12 protein-coding genes are annotated in these 15,773 nt (G+C 68.0%); 10 read left to right on the top strand and 2 right to left on the bottom strand.

Annotated features, from left to right (window positions below):
* Positions 1–81: 81 nt before the first annotated feature.
* Complete coding sequence (locus ABUE11_RS17785) at positions 82–1,443, bottom strand: aspartate aminotransferase family protein (RefSeq protein ID WP_367066802.1); 1,362 nt, start codon at positions 1,441–1,443, stop codon at positions 82–84.
* 85 nt (positions 1,444–1,528) lie between these two features.
* Between ABUE11_RS17785 and ABUE11_RS17780 the strand changes: the two genes are divergently transcribed.
* Together ABUE11_RS17780 and ABUE11_RS17775 are read left to right on the top strand one after the other, a co-directional pair.
* Positions 1,529–2,470, top strand: coding sequence for a LysR family transcriptional regulator (locus ABUE11_RS17780; RefSeq protein ID WP_367066800.1), 942 nt, complete (start codon positions 1,529–1,531; stop codon positions 2,468–2,470).
* Between the two features lie 23 nt (positions 2,471–2,493).
* Complete coding sequence (locus ABUE11_RS17775) at positions 2,494–2,796, top strand: flagellar basal body protein (RefSeq protein WP_367066799.1); 303 nt, start codon at positions 2,494–2,496, stop codon at positions 2,794–2,796.
* On the opposite strand, the gene ABUE11_RS17770 is transcribed toward ABUE11_RS17775, so the two are convergent.
* Entirely contained in the window at positions 2,718–3,020 is a 303-nt protein-coding gene (locus ABUE11_RS17770) for a DUF2061 domain-containing protein (RefSeq protein ID WP_367066797.1), read from the bottom strand. The two genes, ABUE11_RS17775 and ABUE11_RS17770, sit on opposite strands and share 79 nt — an antisense overlap.
* Positions 3,021–3,188: 168 nt before the next feature.
* Between ABUE11_RS17770 and ABUE11_RS17765 the strand changes: the two genes are divergently transcribed.
* The 8 genes from ABUE11_RS17765 to ABUE11_RS17730 all read left to right on the top strand — a co-directional run bounded on the left by ABUE11_RS17765 (position 3,189) and on the right by ABUE11_RS17730 (position 15,767).
* Positions 3,189–4,226 (top strand): SPFH domain-containing protein, encoded by a 1,038-nt coding sequence (locus ABUE11_RS17765; RefSeq protein WP_367066795.1) that lies wholly within the window; start codon positions 3,189–3,191, stop codon positions 4,224–4,226.
* A gap of 190 nt (positions 4,227–4,416) precedes the next feature.
* Positions 4,417–5,910: a DUF4178 domain-containing protein gene (locus ABUE11_RS17760; protein ID WP_367066793.1), complete on the top strand. Its 1,494-nt coding sequence runs from the start codon at positions 4,417–4,419 to the stop codon at positions 5,908–5,910.
* Positions 5,911–5,936: 26 nt separating this feature from the next.
* On the top strand, positions 5,937–6,155 hold the full coding sequence (locus ABUE11_RS17755; protein ID WP_367066792.1) for a DUF350 domain-containing protein: 219 nt from the start codon (positions 5,937–5,939) through the stop codon (positions 6,153–6,155).
* Between the two features lie 57 nt (positions 6,156–6,212).
* Positions 6,213–7,937 (top strand): site-specific DNA-methyltransferase, encoded by a 1,725-nt coding sequence (locus tag ABUE11_RS17750; RefSeq protein ID WP_367066790.1) that lies wholly within the window; start codon positions 6,213–6,215, stop codon positions 7,935–7,937.
* Between the two features lie 4 nt (positions 7,938–7,941).
* Positions 7,942–9,837 (top strand): ATP-binding protein, encoded by a 1,896-nt coding sequence (locus ABUE11_RS17745; protein ID WP_367066789.1) that lies wholly within the window; start codon positions 7,942–7,944, stop codon positions 9,835–9,837.
* The gene (locus ABUE11_RS17740) at positions 9,834–12,524 is read left to right on the top strand and encodes a DEAD/DEAH box helicase family protein (protein ID WP_367066788.1); all 2,691 of its coding nucleotides are present in this window, start codon (positions 9,834–9,836) and stop codon (positions 12,522–12,524) included. The genes ABUE11_RS17745 and ABUE11_RS17740 overlap by 4 nt, the downstream gene beginning before the upstream one ends.
* Complete coding sequence (locus tag ABUE11_RS17735; protein WP_367066787.1) at positions 12,521–14,059, top strand: polyamine aminopropyltransferase; 1,539 nt, start codon at positions 12,521–12,523, stop codon at positions 14,057–14,059. Before ABUE11_RS17740 ends, ABUE11_RS17735 begins: the two co-directional genes overlap by 4 nt.
* Positions 14,043–15,767: an FAD-dependent oxidoreductase gene (locus ABUE11_RS17730; RefSeq protein WP_367066786.1), complete on the top strand. Its 1,725-nt coding sequence runs from the start codon at positions 14,043–14,045 to the stop codon at positions 15,765–15,767. Before ABUE11_RS17735 ends, ABUE11_RS17730 begins: the two co-directional genes overlap by 17 nt.
* The last annotated feature ends 6 nt before the right edge of the window (positions 15,768–15,773 follow it).

Below are 15,773 nucleotides of genomic sequence, written 5' to 3'. Positions count from 1 at the left end.
AGGTGCCGGCTTGCCGACATCCCGACTATCTGGTCATTGGCGCCTTTGTATCCAGCGATGTGTGCTATTCATAAAATAGCATCAGGCGGTTTCCTGCAGCGCATCGCCCAGGGCGCTGACCAGGCGGTCGATCTCGGCCTCGGTACTGATGAAGGGCGGCGCCAGCTGGATCGTGTCGCCGCCGTAACGCACGTAGAAGCCCTTTTCCCAGCACTTCATGGCGATCTCGTAGGGGCGGCGCGCCGGCTCGCCGGGCAGGGACTCGATGGTGAAACCCGCGGCCAGGCCGTAGTTGCGGATGTCGGCCACATGTTTGGCTCCCTTGAGGCCGTGCACGGCGTTCTCGAAGTAGGGCGCCAGCGCCTTCACGCGTGCCGGCATGTCGTCCTTTTGCAGGATTTCCAGCGTGGCATTGCCCGCCGCACAGGCCACGGGGTGGGCCGAGTAGGTGTAGCCGTGGGCAAACTCCAGCATGTACTCGGGGCCGCCCGCGGCCATGAAGGTGTCGTAGATCTCTTTGCTTGCCACGCAGCCGCCGAGCGGCTGGGCGCCGTTGGTCACCTGCTTGGCGAAGTTCAGGATGTCGGGCGTGACGCCGAACACCTCGGAGCCAGTCCATCCGCCGACACGGCCAAAGCCCGTGATGACCTCGTCGAAGATGAGCAGGATGTTGTTCTGCGTGCAGATCTCGCGCAGGCGCTGCAGGTAGCCCGCGGGCGGAATCACCACGCCGGCCGAGCCCGAGAACGGCTCGACGATGACGGCCGCGATGTTGCTCGCGTCGTGCAGGGCGATCACGTCGAGCAGCCTGTCGGCCAACGCGCGGCCATCCATGTCCGGCATGCCGCGGTAAAACGAACCCACGGGCGGCTGGGTGTGGGGAATATGGTCGGCCTCCACGCCCTGGCCGAACAGCTTGCGGTTGCCCGCGATGCCGCCCACCGAGATGCCGCCGAAGTTCACGCCGTGGTAGCCCTTCTCGCGGCCGATCAATCGCGTCTTGCCCGCCTGACCCTTGGCGCGCCAGTAGGCGCGCGCCATCTTGAGCGACGTATCCGCCGCCTCGGAGCCCGAGCCGGTGAAGAACACATAGTCCAGCCCCGCGGGCGTCAAGTCCTTGATGCGGTTGGCCAGCTCGAACGCGGCCGGGTGGCCGAACTGGAAGGCCGGCGAATAGTCCAGGTTGGCTGCGGCCTTGCCTATGGCCTCGGCAATCTCCCTGCGCCCATGGCCCAGGCCCGAGCACCACAGGCCCGACAGGCCGTCGAAGATCTTGCGCCCCTCGGCCGTCGTGTAGTACGCGCCCTGGGCGCCCACGACCATGCGCGGGTTGGCCTTGAAGTTGCGGTTGCCGGTGAACGGCATCCAGTGGGCGTCGAGCCAGGCGGCGTCCTGGCGCACGGCGGCGGGGTGGGTGGTGTCGTCAATCACGGCAAAAGACATGGCGGCCTCCTGTATGGAATACGCGATTGTTGGTCGCGGTGATAATTGTTTGAAGCAACATATATCCACGTTCACTTGCCTGTTTATGCAAGTAAAAATCACCTCCCGCCCGCGCGCCATCCTCGGCCAGCTCTCCGACATGGACCTGCGCCTGTTGCAGGTCTTCAAGGCCGTGGTCGAGTGCGGCGGCATGGCGGCGGCGGAGCTCGAGCTCAACATCGGCACCAGCACGGTGAGCCGCCACATCAAGGACCTGGAGACGCGCCTGGGCCTCACCCTGTGCCGCCGCGGCCGTGCGGGCTTTGCCCTCACACCCGAGGGCCACCGCGTGTACGAGGAGACGCTGCGCCTCTTGGCCTCGGTGCGCGGCTTTCTGGGCAGCATCGACGACATCCACGCGCGCATGGGCGGGCAGCTGGCAGTGGCCGTGTTCGACAAGACCGCCAGCAACCCGGCCGCGCATATCGACGCGGCCATCGCCACCTTTGCCGATCAGGCGCCCCATGTGCAGCTGCAGCTGCATGTGGGCTCGATCAACACCATAGAGCGCGGCGTGATCGACGGCAGCTTTCAGGTGGGCATCATCCCGGCGCACCGCAGCTCGCAAAGCCTGGTCTATACCGAGCTGTTTGGCGAGACCATGCTGCTGTACTGCGGCGCGGGCCATGCGCTGTTTGGCGCGGACCACGGCACGCTGGACTGGGACGCGCTGCGCCGCCACCCGTTTGCCGGCCTGGGCTACCACTCGCCCAACATGGAGCTGTCGCACGAGGCGCGTCTGACGCGCGCCGCTACGGGCTTCGACCAGGAGGCCATTGCCACCTTGGTGCTGTCGGGGCGCTTTCTGGGTTTTCTGCCCGATCACTACGCCGAGGCCTTCGAGCGCCAGGGCCGTCTTCAGTGCGTGCGGCCCGACCTGTTCCACTACCGCTGCCGGTTCGTCAGCCTGGTGCGCCGCTCGCCCGCGCCCAGCCGCGCGGCGCAGCTGTTCCAGCAATGCCTGGCGCAGGCACATTCAAGCGCCTGAGCCCGCCTGCCGATATCGACGGCATGAGCACCATCACCGCCATCGCCCAATCCGGCCTGCAGGCCGCGCAGCTGCGGCTCTCGAGCAGCGCGCACAACATCGCCAACCTCCATACCCCGGGTTTCACGGGCCAGCAGGTGCGCCAGCAGGCCCAGCCCGCTCTGGGCGGCGTACAGGCCCGGCTCGCCCCGGCGGGTCAGGCCGGTGTGGCGCTCGAGTCCGAGGCGGTGGAGCAGATGGCCGCCACCTACGCCTTCAAGGCCAACGCGGTCGTGCTGCGCGTGTCCGCCGACACCACGGGCGCGTTGCTCGATGTGCATTCCTGAGCGGTCGTGCTGCGCGCCAGCAGCCTCTCCCAGGCCTTTTCGTGGAAGAAGAAGGCCACGGCCTGCACCGTGGGCTCGAGCAGGCTCAGCGTGAGCGAGGCGATCAGGTTGCCCGTGACGGCATAGGCCACCAGCGCGGCCACGCAGATATGGATCACGTAGTAGCTGCCGGTCTTGGCCAGCGTGGGCAGGTTGCGGCGGGCGGCAATGCGAATGCGGGTCATGATGGGCTCCTGTCGATGTGCGCAAATGATAATCGTTCGCATTTATGGCTGGCAATTGCCTGTCGCTATTTCGCGCATAGGGACCGGCTTCGCGCCGGGCCCACGGGGGCGGTCGCTATGATGCGTGCGCCTTTTTTCTCCATTCCAGATCGCTAAGGGAGCACGACCATGGCCCTCATGGACTTCATCAAGAAGCAGTTCATCGACATCCTCCAGTGGACCGAGGAGGGCGATGGAACGCTCGCCTGGCGCTTTCCCATGGAGGGCATGGAAATCCAGACCGGCGCCACGCTGGTGGTGCGCGAGTCGCAGATGGCGCTGTTCGTCAACGAGGGCCAGGTGGCCGACGTGTTCGGCCCCGGCACCTACAAGCTCACCACGCAGACCCTGCCGGTGCTGACCTATCTGAAGAACTGGGACAAGCTGTTCCAGTCGCCGTTCAAGAGCGACGTGTATTTCTTCAGCACGCGCCAGCAGATCGACCAGAAATGGGGCACACCCCAGCCCATCACCATCCGCGACGCGGACTTTGGCGCCGTGCGCCTGCGCGCCTTTGGCAACTACGCCTATCGCGTGGCCGACCCCAAGCTGTTCCACACCGAGATCTCGGGCACGCGCGAGAGCTACCCCGCGGCCGACCTGGACGGCCAGCTGCGCGGCCTGGTGCTGCAGAACATCAGCAACGCCATTGCCGGCAGCGGCGTGGCGTTTCTCGACCTGGCGGCCAATCAGCTGATGTTTGCCGATGCGCTGGCCAAGGCGCTGGCGCCGGCGTTCGAGAAGCTGGGCCTCAAGCTCGAGGCCATGACGGTGCAGAACCTGTCGCTGCCCGAAGAGCTGCAAAAGGTGCTGGACCAGAAGATCGGCATGGGCATGGTCGGCAATGACATGGGCCGCTTCATGCAGTACCAGACGGCCCAGGCCATCCCCAAGATGGCCGAGGGCGCCGCCCAGGGCGGCGGCGGCATTGCCGGCGACGCCATGGGCCTGGGCGCGGGCGTGGCCCTGGGCCAGGTGCTGGCGCAGAACCTGCAGGCCGGGCTGCAGGGCGGGGCGGCGCAGGCGGCTGCGGCGGCCCCCGTGGGCGTGCGCCCCGAGGAGGTCATGGCCACGCTGGAGAAGCTCGCTGATCTGAAGGCCAAGGGCATCCTCACGCAGGAGGAGTTCGACGCCAAGAAGGCCGAGCTGCTCAAGAAGCTGGTTTAGGCCCCGTGCCGTACCCGTGGGCTCACCGTCATCCCCGCGCATGCGGGGATCCATGGCATGGGCACGCTCTGCGCCGGGGTGGCTCGTGGATCCCCGCATGCGCGGGGATGACGGCTTCTGCGTTAATTATCAATTTTGATAGCTGCCGGCGCTTGTCCAGAAAGCCTTAGAGGCCAAAATCACTCCAAACATGCCCGACAGCGCCCCCCAGCGCCACTACCGCGCGCCCTGCCCCGGCTGCGGCGCGCCCGTCGAGTTTCGAAGCGCGCAGTCCACCCACGCCATCTGCCCCTACTGCCAGAGCATGGTGGTGCGCAGCGGCGAGGTGTTGTCGCGCATCGGCAATATGGCCGAGCTGTTCGACGACCACAGCCCGCTGCAGCTCAATGCCAGCGGGCGCATACAGCTGGATGGCAAGGAGCTGCCCTTCACGCTGATCGGCCGCCTGCAGTACCAGGGCGACGCCGGCCGCTGGACCGAATGGGTGGCCTGGCTCGACGACGGCAGCATGGCCACGCTGGGCGAGGACAACGGCGCCTATGTCTTCACGCGCCCCCTGGCCGTCACCGGCGACCTGCCCGAGGCGGCGCGCTTTCGCGTGGGCAGCAGCGCCACCATCAACGGCAAGCGCTACAGCGTGGCCTACGCCGGCCAGGCCAGCCTGCTCGCGGCCCAGGGCGAGCTGCCGCGCCTGCCCGCGCTGGGCCAGCCCTTTGCCATGGTGGAGCTGCGCAGCGAAGACGGCGAGGTGCTGTCCATCGACTACGGCCGCACGCCGCCCCAGGCCGAGCGCGGGCGTGCCGTGCTGCTCGATGACCTGCGGCTGCAGGGCCTCAAGGACGAATCCACCAAGGAGGAGCGCGGCCGCCAGTTCAACTGCCCGCAGTGCGGCGCGCCCGTCACCGTGCAACTTGAGAGCACCAAAAGCTGCACCTGCCCCGCGTGCAAAAGCCTCATCGACCTCTCGGGCGGCTTGGGTGGCGAGTTGCGCGCAGCCCTGCAGGACGAGCCCGTGCAGCCCCTGATCGCCCTGGGCAGCCGCGCCCAGCTGCAGGGCGTGGCCTGGCAGGTGGTGGGCTTTCAGCACCGCATGGGTGTGGCGCCGGGCGACGACGAGCATTTCGGCTGGTCCGAATACCTGCTCTACAACCAAAAGCGCGGCTTTGCCTTTCTGGTCGATGCCGAGGACGGCTGGAGCCTGGTGCGCCCCACGACGGGCGCGCCGCAACTGGCCGCAGGCGGCCAGAGCGCGAGCTACCTCGGGCAGAAATACCAGCTCAAATACAGCTACGAGGCCGAGACCGACTACGTGCTCGGCGAGTTCTACTGGCCCGTCTCGCGCGGGCAAAAGACCTTCAACCGCGACTTCGCCGGGCCCAAGGGCCTGCTGTCGATGGAGCAGGGCCCGGGCGAGATCACCTGGTCCAGCGGCGACCGGCTGGCCAGCGACGCCGTGGCCCAGGCCTTCGGCCTCCAGGGCCGCAGGCAGCAGTTCCAGCGCGACGACGTCGGCCCCTTTGTCGCCGCCAAGGGCGCGGGCTGCGGCACGGTGATCCTCGTCATCGTGCTGCTCTTCATCGTGCTCATCATCATGAGCAACTGCTCGGGCGGCTCGGGCGGCGGCTACACGCGCAGCTCCGGCGGCTCCTGGGGCGGCTACTCCAGCGGCGGCAGCCACAAATAACTTGCACTCACCGAAAGGGCAGCACCATGAAATACGAATGGCTCCAACCCACGGCCTTCCTCGGCTCCATCGTCTACGCCGTGCTCGGCGTGGTCGTGTTCTGGCTGTGCTTTGTGCTTATCGACAAGATCACGCCCGCCGACCTGTGGCGCGAGATCGTGGAAAAGCAGAACCAGGCCCTGGCGCTGGTGGTGGCCGCGATGTGTCTGGGCATCAGCATCATCGTGGCCGCGGCCATTCATTGAACCCGACGGTGCGCGGGCCTGCACCACAATAGCGGGCCTGTTTTCTGACCCCGCTCCATGCCCACGCTCGACTGGCTCAACCGCTCCGCCGCCTTCACCACCGCGTCCCAGGTGCCCTACCGCCTGCTGGAGAGTCGCTCCACCCACGGCGACGCCACCGCCGCGCAGGACAACCTGCTGATCCAGGGCGACAACCTGGCGGCCCTCAAGGCCCTGCTGCCCTTCTACCGGGGCCGGGTCAAATGCATCTTCATCGACCCGCCGTACAACACGCAAAGCGCGTTCGAGCATTACGACGACAAGCTCGAACACAGCCAGTGGCTTTCCATGATGCTGCCGCGCCTGCAGCTGCTGCGCGAGCTGCTCAGCGACGACGGTTCGATCTGGGTGACCATCGACGACAACGAGGGGCATTACCTCAAGGTGTTGATGGATGAGGTGTTTGGGCGGGGGAATTTTGTGGATTCTGTGATTTGGCAGAAGGCTGACTCGCCGCGCAATTCGGCGAGGCAGTTTTCGTCCGATCACGACTACATGCTCATCTACAGCAAGCATCCCGACTGGATTCCGATCAAACTGGCTAGAACGCCTGAGGCCAATTCGATCTACGCCAATCCTGACAATGACGAGCGTGGCCCTTGGCTTCCTGGTGATCCTTACGCGAATAAGCCGTACTCCAAAGGGCTCTACACAATGGCAGGCCCAACTGGTCGCACCTTTCAGCCACCACCCGGGCGGTTCTGGCGCGTGTCTGAAGAGCGGCTCCGTGAGCTCGACGCAGACGGTCGAGTTTGGTGGGGGCCGACCGGCGATGCTCGGCCCAGCATCAAGCGCTACTTGGCCGAAGTCGGCGACTTGGTACCTCGTACCTTTTGGTCAAAGGACGCAGTGGGCAGCAACAGGACCTCGAAAAACGAAATGCGGGCGCTGTTTCCCGACGCGGCGTCATTTACAACACCCAAACCGGAAGCGCTGTTGAAGCGCGTTCTGGATATCGCCACCCACGCCGGCGACCTCGTCCTAGACAGCTTCCTAGGCTCGGGTACCACGGCCGCAGTGGCCCACAAGATGGGCCGGCGCTGGATCGGCATAGAGATGGGCGAGCACGCCGCCACCCACTGCCTGCCGCGCCTGGAGAAGGTTATCGCGGGCGAGCAGGGCGGCATCAGCCGGGCCGTGGGCTGGCAGGGCGGCGGCGGCTTTCGCTTCTGCACCCTGGGCGCGCCCATTTTTGACGCCACCGGCGCCATCCACCCCGACGTGCGCTTCGCCACCCTGGCGGCCTTCATCTGGCAGCAGGAAACCGGCAGCGCCTTTGAACTCGCCCAGGGCCGGCCGGGCACGCCGTGGCTGGGTACATACTCTGTTTTTGATAGCTGTTTGCGCTTGCCAGAAGCGGGCGAAGAGGCAATTTCTCTTGAATCCGTCCGCGGCCCTCACCCCCACCCTCTCCCAGAGGGAGAGGGCGAACTACCGGGCAGCGCCGCGCCGGACTTGCTCCCTCTCCCGCCTGCGGGAGAGGGCGGGGGTGAGGGGGCGGTGCTGCAGCGCCGCACCGCCTACTACCTGCTGTTCAACGGCATCCTGGGCGACAAGCGCCCGGCCGGCGGCAATGTGCTCACGCGCGCCGTGCTCGAATCGCTTTTGGAGCTGCACGCCAGCACCCCCCACCCCGACGCGCCGCTGGTGGTCTACGGCGAGGCCAACCGCCTGGGCCCGGAGACGCTGGAGCGCGCGCGCGTGACGTTCAAGCACATTCCGTATGACGTGCGGGCGAGGTAGGGCAATGACTGCACAGGAACTGCTGGAAAGCCTGAACCTGCTCGATGAAAACGAGCGCATCGAGGCCAAGCGTGCGCAAGAGCCAGGCAAGTCGCTGCTGGAGACCATCTGCGCCTTTGCCAACGAGCCCCATTTGGGCGGCGGCTGGCTGTTGCTGGGGGTGGCGCCGGATGAGCAGGCCTTGTTCCCCGGTTATGCGGTCGAGGGTGTGCCGCATCCGGACAAGCTCAGCGCAGACCTCGCCAGCCAGTGCGCTACCACGTTCAACATGCCGCTGCGGGTGGACATACGCACCGAAACCCTGGCGGGTGAGCCGGTCGTCGTGGTGTTCGTGCCCGAGGCTGCGCCGCAGGACAAACCCATTTACTTCAAGGCCACCGGTTTGCCCAGGGGGGCGTTTCGCCGCATCGGCAGCACCGACCAGCGCTGTACCGAGGACGACCTGGAAATGCTGTACCAGTCGCGCCAGCGCGAGAGCTTTGACGCGGGGCTGGTCTCTGGCGCCGGGCAGGACGATTTCGACGCTGCTGCCATTGCCGACTACCGCCAGGCCCGGGCCGAGGCCAACCCCGATGCCGAGGAACTGCGCTGGACGGACGCGGAACTCTTGCAAGCCTTGAACGCTGTGCGGCGCGATGCGACCGGCGCATGGAGGCCCACGGTGGCCGGGCTGCTCCTGTTTGGCAAGTCCACAGCCTTGCGCCGCTGTTTCCCCATGACGCGGGTCGATTACATCCGGGTGCCGGGGCGGGAATGGGTGCCGCATCCCGACCGCCGCTTCGACACGGTGGAGCTGCGTGCGCCGCTGTTCACGCTGCTGCGCCGCACCCAGGCGGCAGTGCTGGACGACCTGCCCAAGGGCTTTGGTCTGGAAGATGGGCAGTTGCAGCGCAGTGACAAGCCTGTCATTCCGCTGCGCGCGCTGCGCGAGGCGCTGGTCAATGCCCTGATGCACCGCAGCTACCGCGTGCAGACGCCGGTGCAGGTGATCCGCTACGCCAACCGGCTCGAAATCCGCAACCCTGGCTTTTCGCTCAAGTCGCCCGATCACCTGGGCGAACCGGGCTCCATGCCGCGCAACCCCCACATCGCCGCCGTCCTGCACGAAACCCGTTTTGCTGAAACCAAGGGTAGCGGCATTCGTGCCATGCGCGAGGCAATGGGCCATGCAGGGCTCGTGCCTCCCTTGTTCGAGTCCGATCGGGGGCAGGATCAGTTCAGTACCTTGTTCTTCTTTCACCACTTTCTGGGTGAGGAAGACATCCGCTGGCTGGCGCAGTTCAAGGCGCTGCACCTGGGCGACGAAGAGGCCCGCGCCCTGGTTGTGGCCCGCGAGGCCAACGCCATCGACAACGCCACCTATCGCGCGTTGAACAAGGTGGACACACTCACCGCCAGCAACGCCCTGCGGCGATTGCGCGACGCGGGCCTGCTGAGCCAGCAGGGCAGGGGCTCGGCCACGTGGTACCGGCCTACGGACAGGCTGTTGGCCGAAGCGTCTGACGGTTTGTCTGACAAGCCCGACGCGCTATCCAGTAAGCCACCCCCCTTATCCAGCATGGTGGAGGGCTTATCTAGTAAGTCTGACGGCTTATCCAGTAAGTCGGACGAGGAGCGCAATGCACTACTGGATGAAATTCCGGGCCCATTGGCGGCTCGTATCGGCAGCATAGGTCGGCGCCACCCACCGGGCCCGGTGCGCGAACTGGTGGTGGAGCTTTGCAGTCTGCGGCCATGGCGGGCCGAAGAACTGGCACTGCTGCTGAGTCGCAAGCCTGAAACGATTCGGCAGGATTACCTGCGTCCGCTGCTGGCGCAAAAGCGCATCGTCATGACCCAACCGGACAAGCGGAAGTCGCCGCAACAGGCATACCGCAGCGTGCAGGACAAGCTTTCATGACCCCCATCACCCTCAAAACCTACCAGCAGCAGGCGCTGGCTGCCCTGTCCGCCTACGCCCAGGCGGCGCGCCTGCAGGGCGCGGCGCAGGCGTTTCTCCAGCAGGCGGGGCGGCCCTACCAGGCCGGGGCCTTTGACCGCGTGCCCTGCGTGTGCCTGCGCATTCCCACGGGCGGGGGCAAGACGGTGCTGGCCGCGCACGCCGTGCCGCTGTTGGCGCGCGACTGGGCGGCGGTGGATGCGCCCGTGGCGCTGTGGCTGGTGCCCAGCGACGCCATTCGCCAGCAGACGCTTAAAAGCCTGCAAACCCCCGGCCACCCCTACCGCGCGGCGCTGGTGGAGGCCTATGGCGAGGGCCTGCAGGTCTGCACCCTGGACGATGTGGCCCAGATAGCCCCGCCCGACTGGGGGCGCCGCGCCGTGGTGGTGGTGGCCACCATCCAGAGCTTTCGCGTGGAAGACACCGGCCAGCGCAACGTGTACAGCTTCTCCGAGGCCTTCGAGCGCCACTTCAAGGCCCTGGACGAGCGCGCCCTGGCGCCGCTGCACGCGCTGCCCGACGCGCTGGTCACGCCCGAGGACGCAGAGCGCGATGCCACCGGCGTGCTGGCTGGGTTCGTGGGCCAGCCGCGCTGGAGCCTGGCCAACTGGCTGGCGCTGCACGCGCCCATCGTCATCGTGGACGAGGCGCACAGCAGCAAGACGGACAAGAGCTTTGCGGCGCTCAAGCGTCTGCAGCCGAGCTTCATCCTGGAGCTGACGGCCACGCCCCTGCCCGCGCAGACCAACGTGCTCTACCACGTGAGCGCGCAGCAGCTCGCCGCCGAGGACATGATCAAGCTGCCCATCGTGCTGGCCGAGCACCGCGAGGGCTGGCCCGCCGCCGTGCTGGCCGCCGTGCAGACGCAGCGCCAGCTGGAGGCCGAGGCGCTCAAGGACGAGGCCGCCGGCGCGGGTTACGTGCGCCCCATCGTGCTGTTCCAGGCGCAAAACGCGGGCGAGGAGATGCCGCCCGAGAAGCTGCGCGACTACCTGGTGGATGAACTCAAGCTGCCCGCCAACCAGATCGTGGTGGCCACGGGCAAGGAGCGCGGGCTGGACGACATCCACCTGGCCGCGCGCGACTGCCCGGTGCGCTACGTGGTTACCGTGCAGGCGCTGCGCGAGGGCTGGGACTGCCCCTTCGCCTACGTGCTGTGCAGCCTGCAAAAACTCAGCAGCGCCACGGCGGTGGAGCAGCTCCTGGGCCGGGTGCTGCGCATGCCCTACGCGCGGCGGCGCGGGCGCGCCAGCCTGAACCACGCCTACGCCCATGTGTGCGCGGCCGAGTTCTCGCAGGCGGCGCACGCGCTGACCGACCGCCTGATCGAGCACATGGGCTTCGAGGCGCTGGACGTGGCCAGCATGATTGCCCCGCCTAGCAGCCTGCCGCTGTGGGAGGGTTTGGAGTCAAATCAGGCGCTAGCGCCCGTCCAGCAAGCGCCAATAGCTACGATTTTCAATAGCATCGTGCCGACACCCGAACTGCTGGCGCAGCCCGGCGTGCAGTTGCGCCAGCAGGCAGATGTCACGCAGCTGGTCGTGCTGGGCCATATAGGCCCGCAAACCGAAGCCTTGCTGCTGGCCCAGGTGCGCGGCGCGAAGAAGCAGGAGCAGCTGCGCCAGCAGGTGGCGCAGCACAACGCGCTGGAGGCCGCCCAGGCCGCGCCCGCCACCCACGGCCTGCCGTTTGCGCCTCTGCCGCGACTGGCCTACCGCAGCCACGCTCAGGCCCCGCTGTGGCCGCTGGAGCGCGAGGCCGTGCTGGAGGCGGTAGAGGTCGATTGGCTCTCCCCCGCAGCCGTGCAGCTGCCCAGCCAGCAGCGGGTGCAAGAGCCTGACTTGTTCGAGATCGGCATGGACGGCCAGCGCCTGACCATGCGCCTGGCCGACGGCGCGCAAATGCCCATGGACTGGCACACGAGCAGCATCGATGCCGACACCCTGGTCGGCTGGCTGGACCAGTCGCTGTTCAAGGCCCTGGCCGACCTGACCCAGGCCCAGCGCCGCGCCTGGCTGGCGGCGGTGGTCAATCACCAGCTGCACGCCTGCGGGGTGCCGCTGGTGGCGCTGGCGCAGGGGCGCTTTCGCCTGGCGCGGGCGCTGGAGCAGCATGCGGCCGAGTTGCGCCAAACGGCAGCGCAGCGCGCCTTCCGGCAAAAGGTGCTGGGCGAGGGCGACGCCGCAGGCGCCTGGCTGGTCGAGCCCGACTGGGCCCGGCCCCATGTGTTCGAGCCCGGCCGCTACCCCGCACCGGCGGCCACGCGCTATGGCGGGCGCTACCGCTTTGCCAGGCATTACTTTCCGGTGCTGGCGGATTTGAAGGACGGCGGCGAGGAATTTGCCTGCGCCCAGCTCATCGACCGCCACCCGCGCGTGCGCCACTGGGTGCGCAACCTCGACACGGCCCCCTGCGGTTTTGCCCTGCCCACCTCGCGCGGGCGCTTTTTTGCCGACTTCGTGGCCGAGCTGGTGGACGGGCGCGTGGCGCTGCTCGAATACAAGGGCGCGCATCTGCAAAGCGACCCCTACGAGCTGGAAAAGCGCCAGGTGGGCCAGCTGTGGGCGCGCGCCAGCGGCGGGCGGGCGCTGTTTGGCTGGCTGAGCAAAGACGGCCTGGCGCAGCAGCTGGACGCGGCGCTGGCATGAGTGCCCAGGCCCACGCCAGCGCCCCCCGCCCCCTGGACCTGGCCCTGCTCGCCAGCGTCTTCGTCATCGCCGCCTGCGGCCTGCTGTACGAGCTGGCGGCGGGCGCGCTGGCGTCCTACCTGCTGGGCGACTCCATCCTGCAGTTCTCCACCATCATCGGCACCTATCTGTTCGCCATGGGCGTGGGCTCCTGGCTGTCGCGCTATCTGGAGCGCCAGCTGCCCGCGCATTTTCTGCGCATAGAACTACTGGTAGCGCTGATTGGTGGGGCGCTGCCAGCTCTGCTGTTCATAGCAAACGCGTATCTACCGGGGGCGTTTCGCTGGCTGCTCTATGGCCTGGTGCTGGCGGTGGGCACGCTGGTCGGCCTGGAGATTCCGCTGGTCATGCGCATTCTGAAGCGCAACGTGGCCATGAAGGATCTGGTGAGCCAAGTGCTCACCTTCGACTATCTGGGGGCGCTCGCGGTGTCGCTGGCGTTTCCGCTCATTCTGGTGCCGCGCCTGGGGCTGATCCGCACGGGGCTGCTGTTCGGCCTGCTCAACGCCCTGGTGGCGCTGTGGGCGCTGTACCTGTTCTGGCATGAGCTGCGCCGGCGCGGTGCGTTTGTGGCGGCCTGCGCGCTGGTGCTCACGCTGCTGCTCGCGGGCCTGTGGGGGGCGGACCGCATCACCACGCTGGCCGAGGACCGCTTCTACCAGGACCGCATCGTGCTCACCGAGAGCACGCCCTACCAGCGCATCGTCGTCACCCAGGGGCGCGCGGGCCAGCGGCTGTATTTGAACGGCAACCTGCAGTTTGCCGAGAGCGACGAGTACCGCTACCACGAGGCCCTGGTCCACCCGGCCATGGCCGCGCATGGCGCGCCCAAAAGGGTGGCGGTGCTGGGCGGCGGCGACGGCATGGCGGTGCGCGAGATCCTCAAATACCCCGCGGTGGAATCGGTCACGCTGGTGGAGCTGGACCCGGCCATGACGCGGCTGTTTGCCGAGGATGCGCGGCTGCGGCGCCTGAACGCCGACGCGCTGCACGACCCCCGGGTGCGCGTGGTGAACCAGGACGCCTTCCAGTGGCTGCAGCAGGGCGAGGAGATGTTCGACGTGATCGTGGTGGACTTCCCCGACCCGACCAACTTCGCCGTCGGCAAGCTCTACACCAACAGCTTTTACGCGCTGCTCGAGCGGCGCCTGGCCGCGAGCGGCTACGCCGTCGTCCAGACCACCTCGCCGCTGATCGCGCGGCGCAGCTTCTGGACGGTGGTCGCGACCCTCGAATCCGTGGGCCTGGCCACTACGCCCTACCACGCCCATGTACCGAGTTTTGGCGAGTGGGGCTTCGTCATCGCCGGCCGCCGGCCCTGGCGTCTGCCCGATACGCTGCCCGCCGGGCTGCGCTTTCTGGACCTGCCGTCGCTGCCGCTGCTGATGCATTTCCCGGCCGACATGGCGCGTGTGCCGGCCGAGGTCAACCGCCTGTCCAACCAGGTGCTGGTGCACAGCTATGAGCGTGAGTGGGGCCATGTCTCGGGGCATTGAGGGCGTGGCTGCGGGCCTGCGCCGGCGCCATCTGCTGGCCGCCGCCGGCGCCTTGCCCCTGGCCGCCTGCCAGGGCGCTGCGCCGGACATTCCCGGCGGTTTCACCGGCATCGCCCTCGAGCGCGGCCACCAGTTGCGCGAGCGCCTGGCGCGCGGCGGCGCGGCGCTGCGGCCGGCCGTCACGCATCGCACCGGCGTGCTCATCGCGGGCGGCGGCGTGGCCGGGCTGGCGGCGGCGCGCGCGCTGCGCCTGGCAGGCCGGGACGACTTTGCGCTGCTGGAGCTGGAGGACCGGCCCGGCGGCAACAGCCGTGGCACGCGGCTTGAGGGCCTGGCCTGCCCCATGGGCGCGCATTACCTGCCCGTGCCGGGCGACGATGCGCCCGAGGTGCAGGACCTGCTTGAAGAATTGGAGCTGCGCCGGCGCGTGGCCGGGCGCTGGCAGTACGACGAGCGCCACCTGTGCCACAGCCCGCAGGAGCGGCTGTTCATCAGCGGCCAATGGCAGGAGGGGCTGCTGCCCGTGGCGGACGTGGGCCCGGCCACGCTGGCCCAGTACCGGCGCTTTGCCAAGCGCGTGGCCGAGCTCTCGCGCGCCGCGCGCTTTGCCATGCCGGCGCTCAAAACATGGGTATCAAACAGGCCTCAGGCGCCCGTCCATCAAGCGCTGGACGCTATCACTTTTGCTAGCTGGCTGGCGCAGGAGGGGTTCGATGACGCGCATCTGCGCTGGTATCTGGACTACTGCTGCCGCGACGACTACGGCGCGGGCTGCGCGCGCGTGTCGGCCTGGGCCGGCATTCACTACTTTGCCAGCCGCCATGGCTTTCATGCGCCGGGCGATGCGGTGGATGATGCGGCGGACGAGGCCGGGCGCGAGGCCGTGCTCACCTGGGCCGAGGGCAACGGCTGGCTCACGGAGCGCCTGGCCGCGCCGCTGGGCGCGCGCCTGCACGCGGGCGTGAGCGTGCTGCGCATCGCCGAGGCTCGCCACGGCGTCGAGGTCGACGCCTACCGCCATGGCGCCGACCGCGTGGAGCGCTGGCAGGCCGCGCGCTGCGTGGTCGCGCTGCCGCTCTACATCGCCGCACGCGTGGTCCAGCCCGCGCCGGACTTTCTGCTGCAGGCCGCGCGCCGGCTGCAGTGGGCGCCCTGGCTGGTGGCCAACATCCACCTCGATGGTCCGCTGCAGGACCGCGCGGGCGCCGCACCCGCCTGGGACAACGTGCTATACCAGGACGCCAACCCCGGCGGCCTGGGCTATGTGGACGCGGGCCACCAGCGCCTGAACCTGGGCGCGCAGCTCGCCGGCCCCAGGGTGCTGACCTACTACCAGGCGCTGGGTGACTTGGCCGGCGCCCGTCGGCTGCTGCAGGAGCGCCCCTGGACGCACTGGCGCGACGCCATCCTGGCCACGCTTGCCGCCGCCCACCCCGACATCCACGCGCGCGCCACGCGCATGGAGATCACGCGCTACGGCCACGCCATGGCCATGCCGCTGCCGGGGCTGCAGGGTTTCTTGAGTCAAATCGGCATCCAGCCCTTGCAGGACAAGCGTGCACAGCTATTGAATGGCGAGCGCGTCGCGATGGCGCCCACGCCGGCCACGGCGCGCCTGGCGTTTGCCCATGCGGACTGGTCGGGCTACTCGGTTTTCGAGGAGGCGTTCACGCGCGGGATGGGGGCGGGACAGCTGGCGTACCGTTAGGGGACC

Origin of the sequence: Oryzisolibacter sp. LB2S (assembly GCF_040732315.1) — a bacterium.
Classification (GTDB): Bacteria; Pseudomonadota; Gammaproteobacteria; order Burkholderiales; family Burkholderiaceae_C; genus Alicycliphilus; species Alicycliphilus soli.
This window is presented reverse-complemented; position numbering and strand designations above follow the sequence as displayed.

Coding starts and splice junctions, on each gene's coding strand:
- ABUE11_RS17785 (WP_367066802.1), bottom strand. CDS start 1,443: ATGTCTTTTGCCGTGATTGACGACACCACCCACCCCGCCGCCGTGCGC.
- ABUE11_RS17780 (WP_367066800.1), top strand. CDS start 1,529: ATGCAAGTAAAAATCACCTCCCGCCCGCGCGCCATCCTCGGCCAGCTC.
- ABUE11_RS17775 (WP_367066799.1), top strand. CDS start 2,494: ATGAGCACCATCACCGCCATCGCCCAATCCGGCCTGCAGGCCGCGCAG.
- ABUE11_RS17770 (WP_367066797.1), bottom strand. CDS start 3,020: ATGACCCGCATTCGCATTGCCGCCCGCCGCAACCTGCCCACGCTGGCC.
- ABUE11_RS17765 (WP_367066795.1), top strand. CDS start 3,189: ATGGCCCTCATGGACTTCATCAAGAAGCAGTTCATCGACATCCTCCAG.
- ABUE11_RS17760 (WP_367066793.1), top strand. CDS start 4,417: ATGCCCGACAGCGCCCCCCAGCGCCACTACCGCGCGCCCTGCCCCGGC.
- ABUE11_RS17755 (WP_367066792.1), top strand. CDS start 5,937: ATGAAATACGAATGGCTCCAACCCACGGCCTTCCTCGGCTCCATCGTC.
- ABUE11_RS17750 (WP_367066790.1), top strand. CDS start 6,213: ATGCCCACGCTCGACTGGCTCAACCGCTCCGCCGCCTTCACCACCGCG.
- ABUE11_RS17745 (WP_367066789.1), top strand. CDS start 7,942: ATGACTGCACAGGAACTGCTGGAAAGCCTGAACCTGCTCGATGAAAAC.
- ABUE11_RS17740 (WP_367066788.1), top strand. CDS start 9,834: ATGACCCCCATCACCCTCAAAACCTACCAGCAGCAGGCGCTGGCTGCC.
- ABUE11_RS17735 (WP_367066787.1), top strand. CDS start 12,521: ATGAGTGCCCAGGCCCACGCCAGCGCCCCCCGCCCCCTGGACCTGGCC.
- ABUE11_RS17730 (WP_367066786.1), top strand. CDS start 14,043: ATGTCTCGGGGCATTGAGGGCGTGGCTGCGGGCCTGCGCCGGCGCCAT.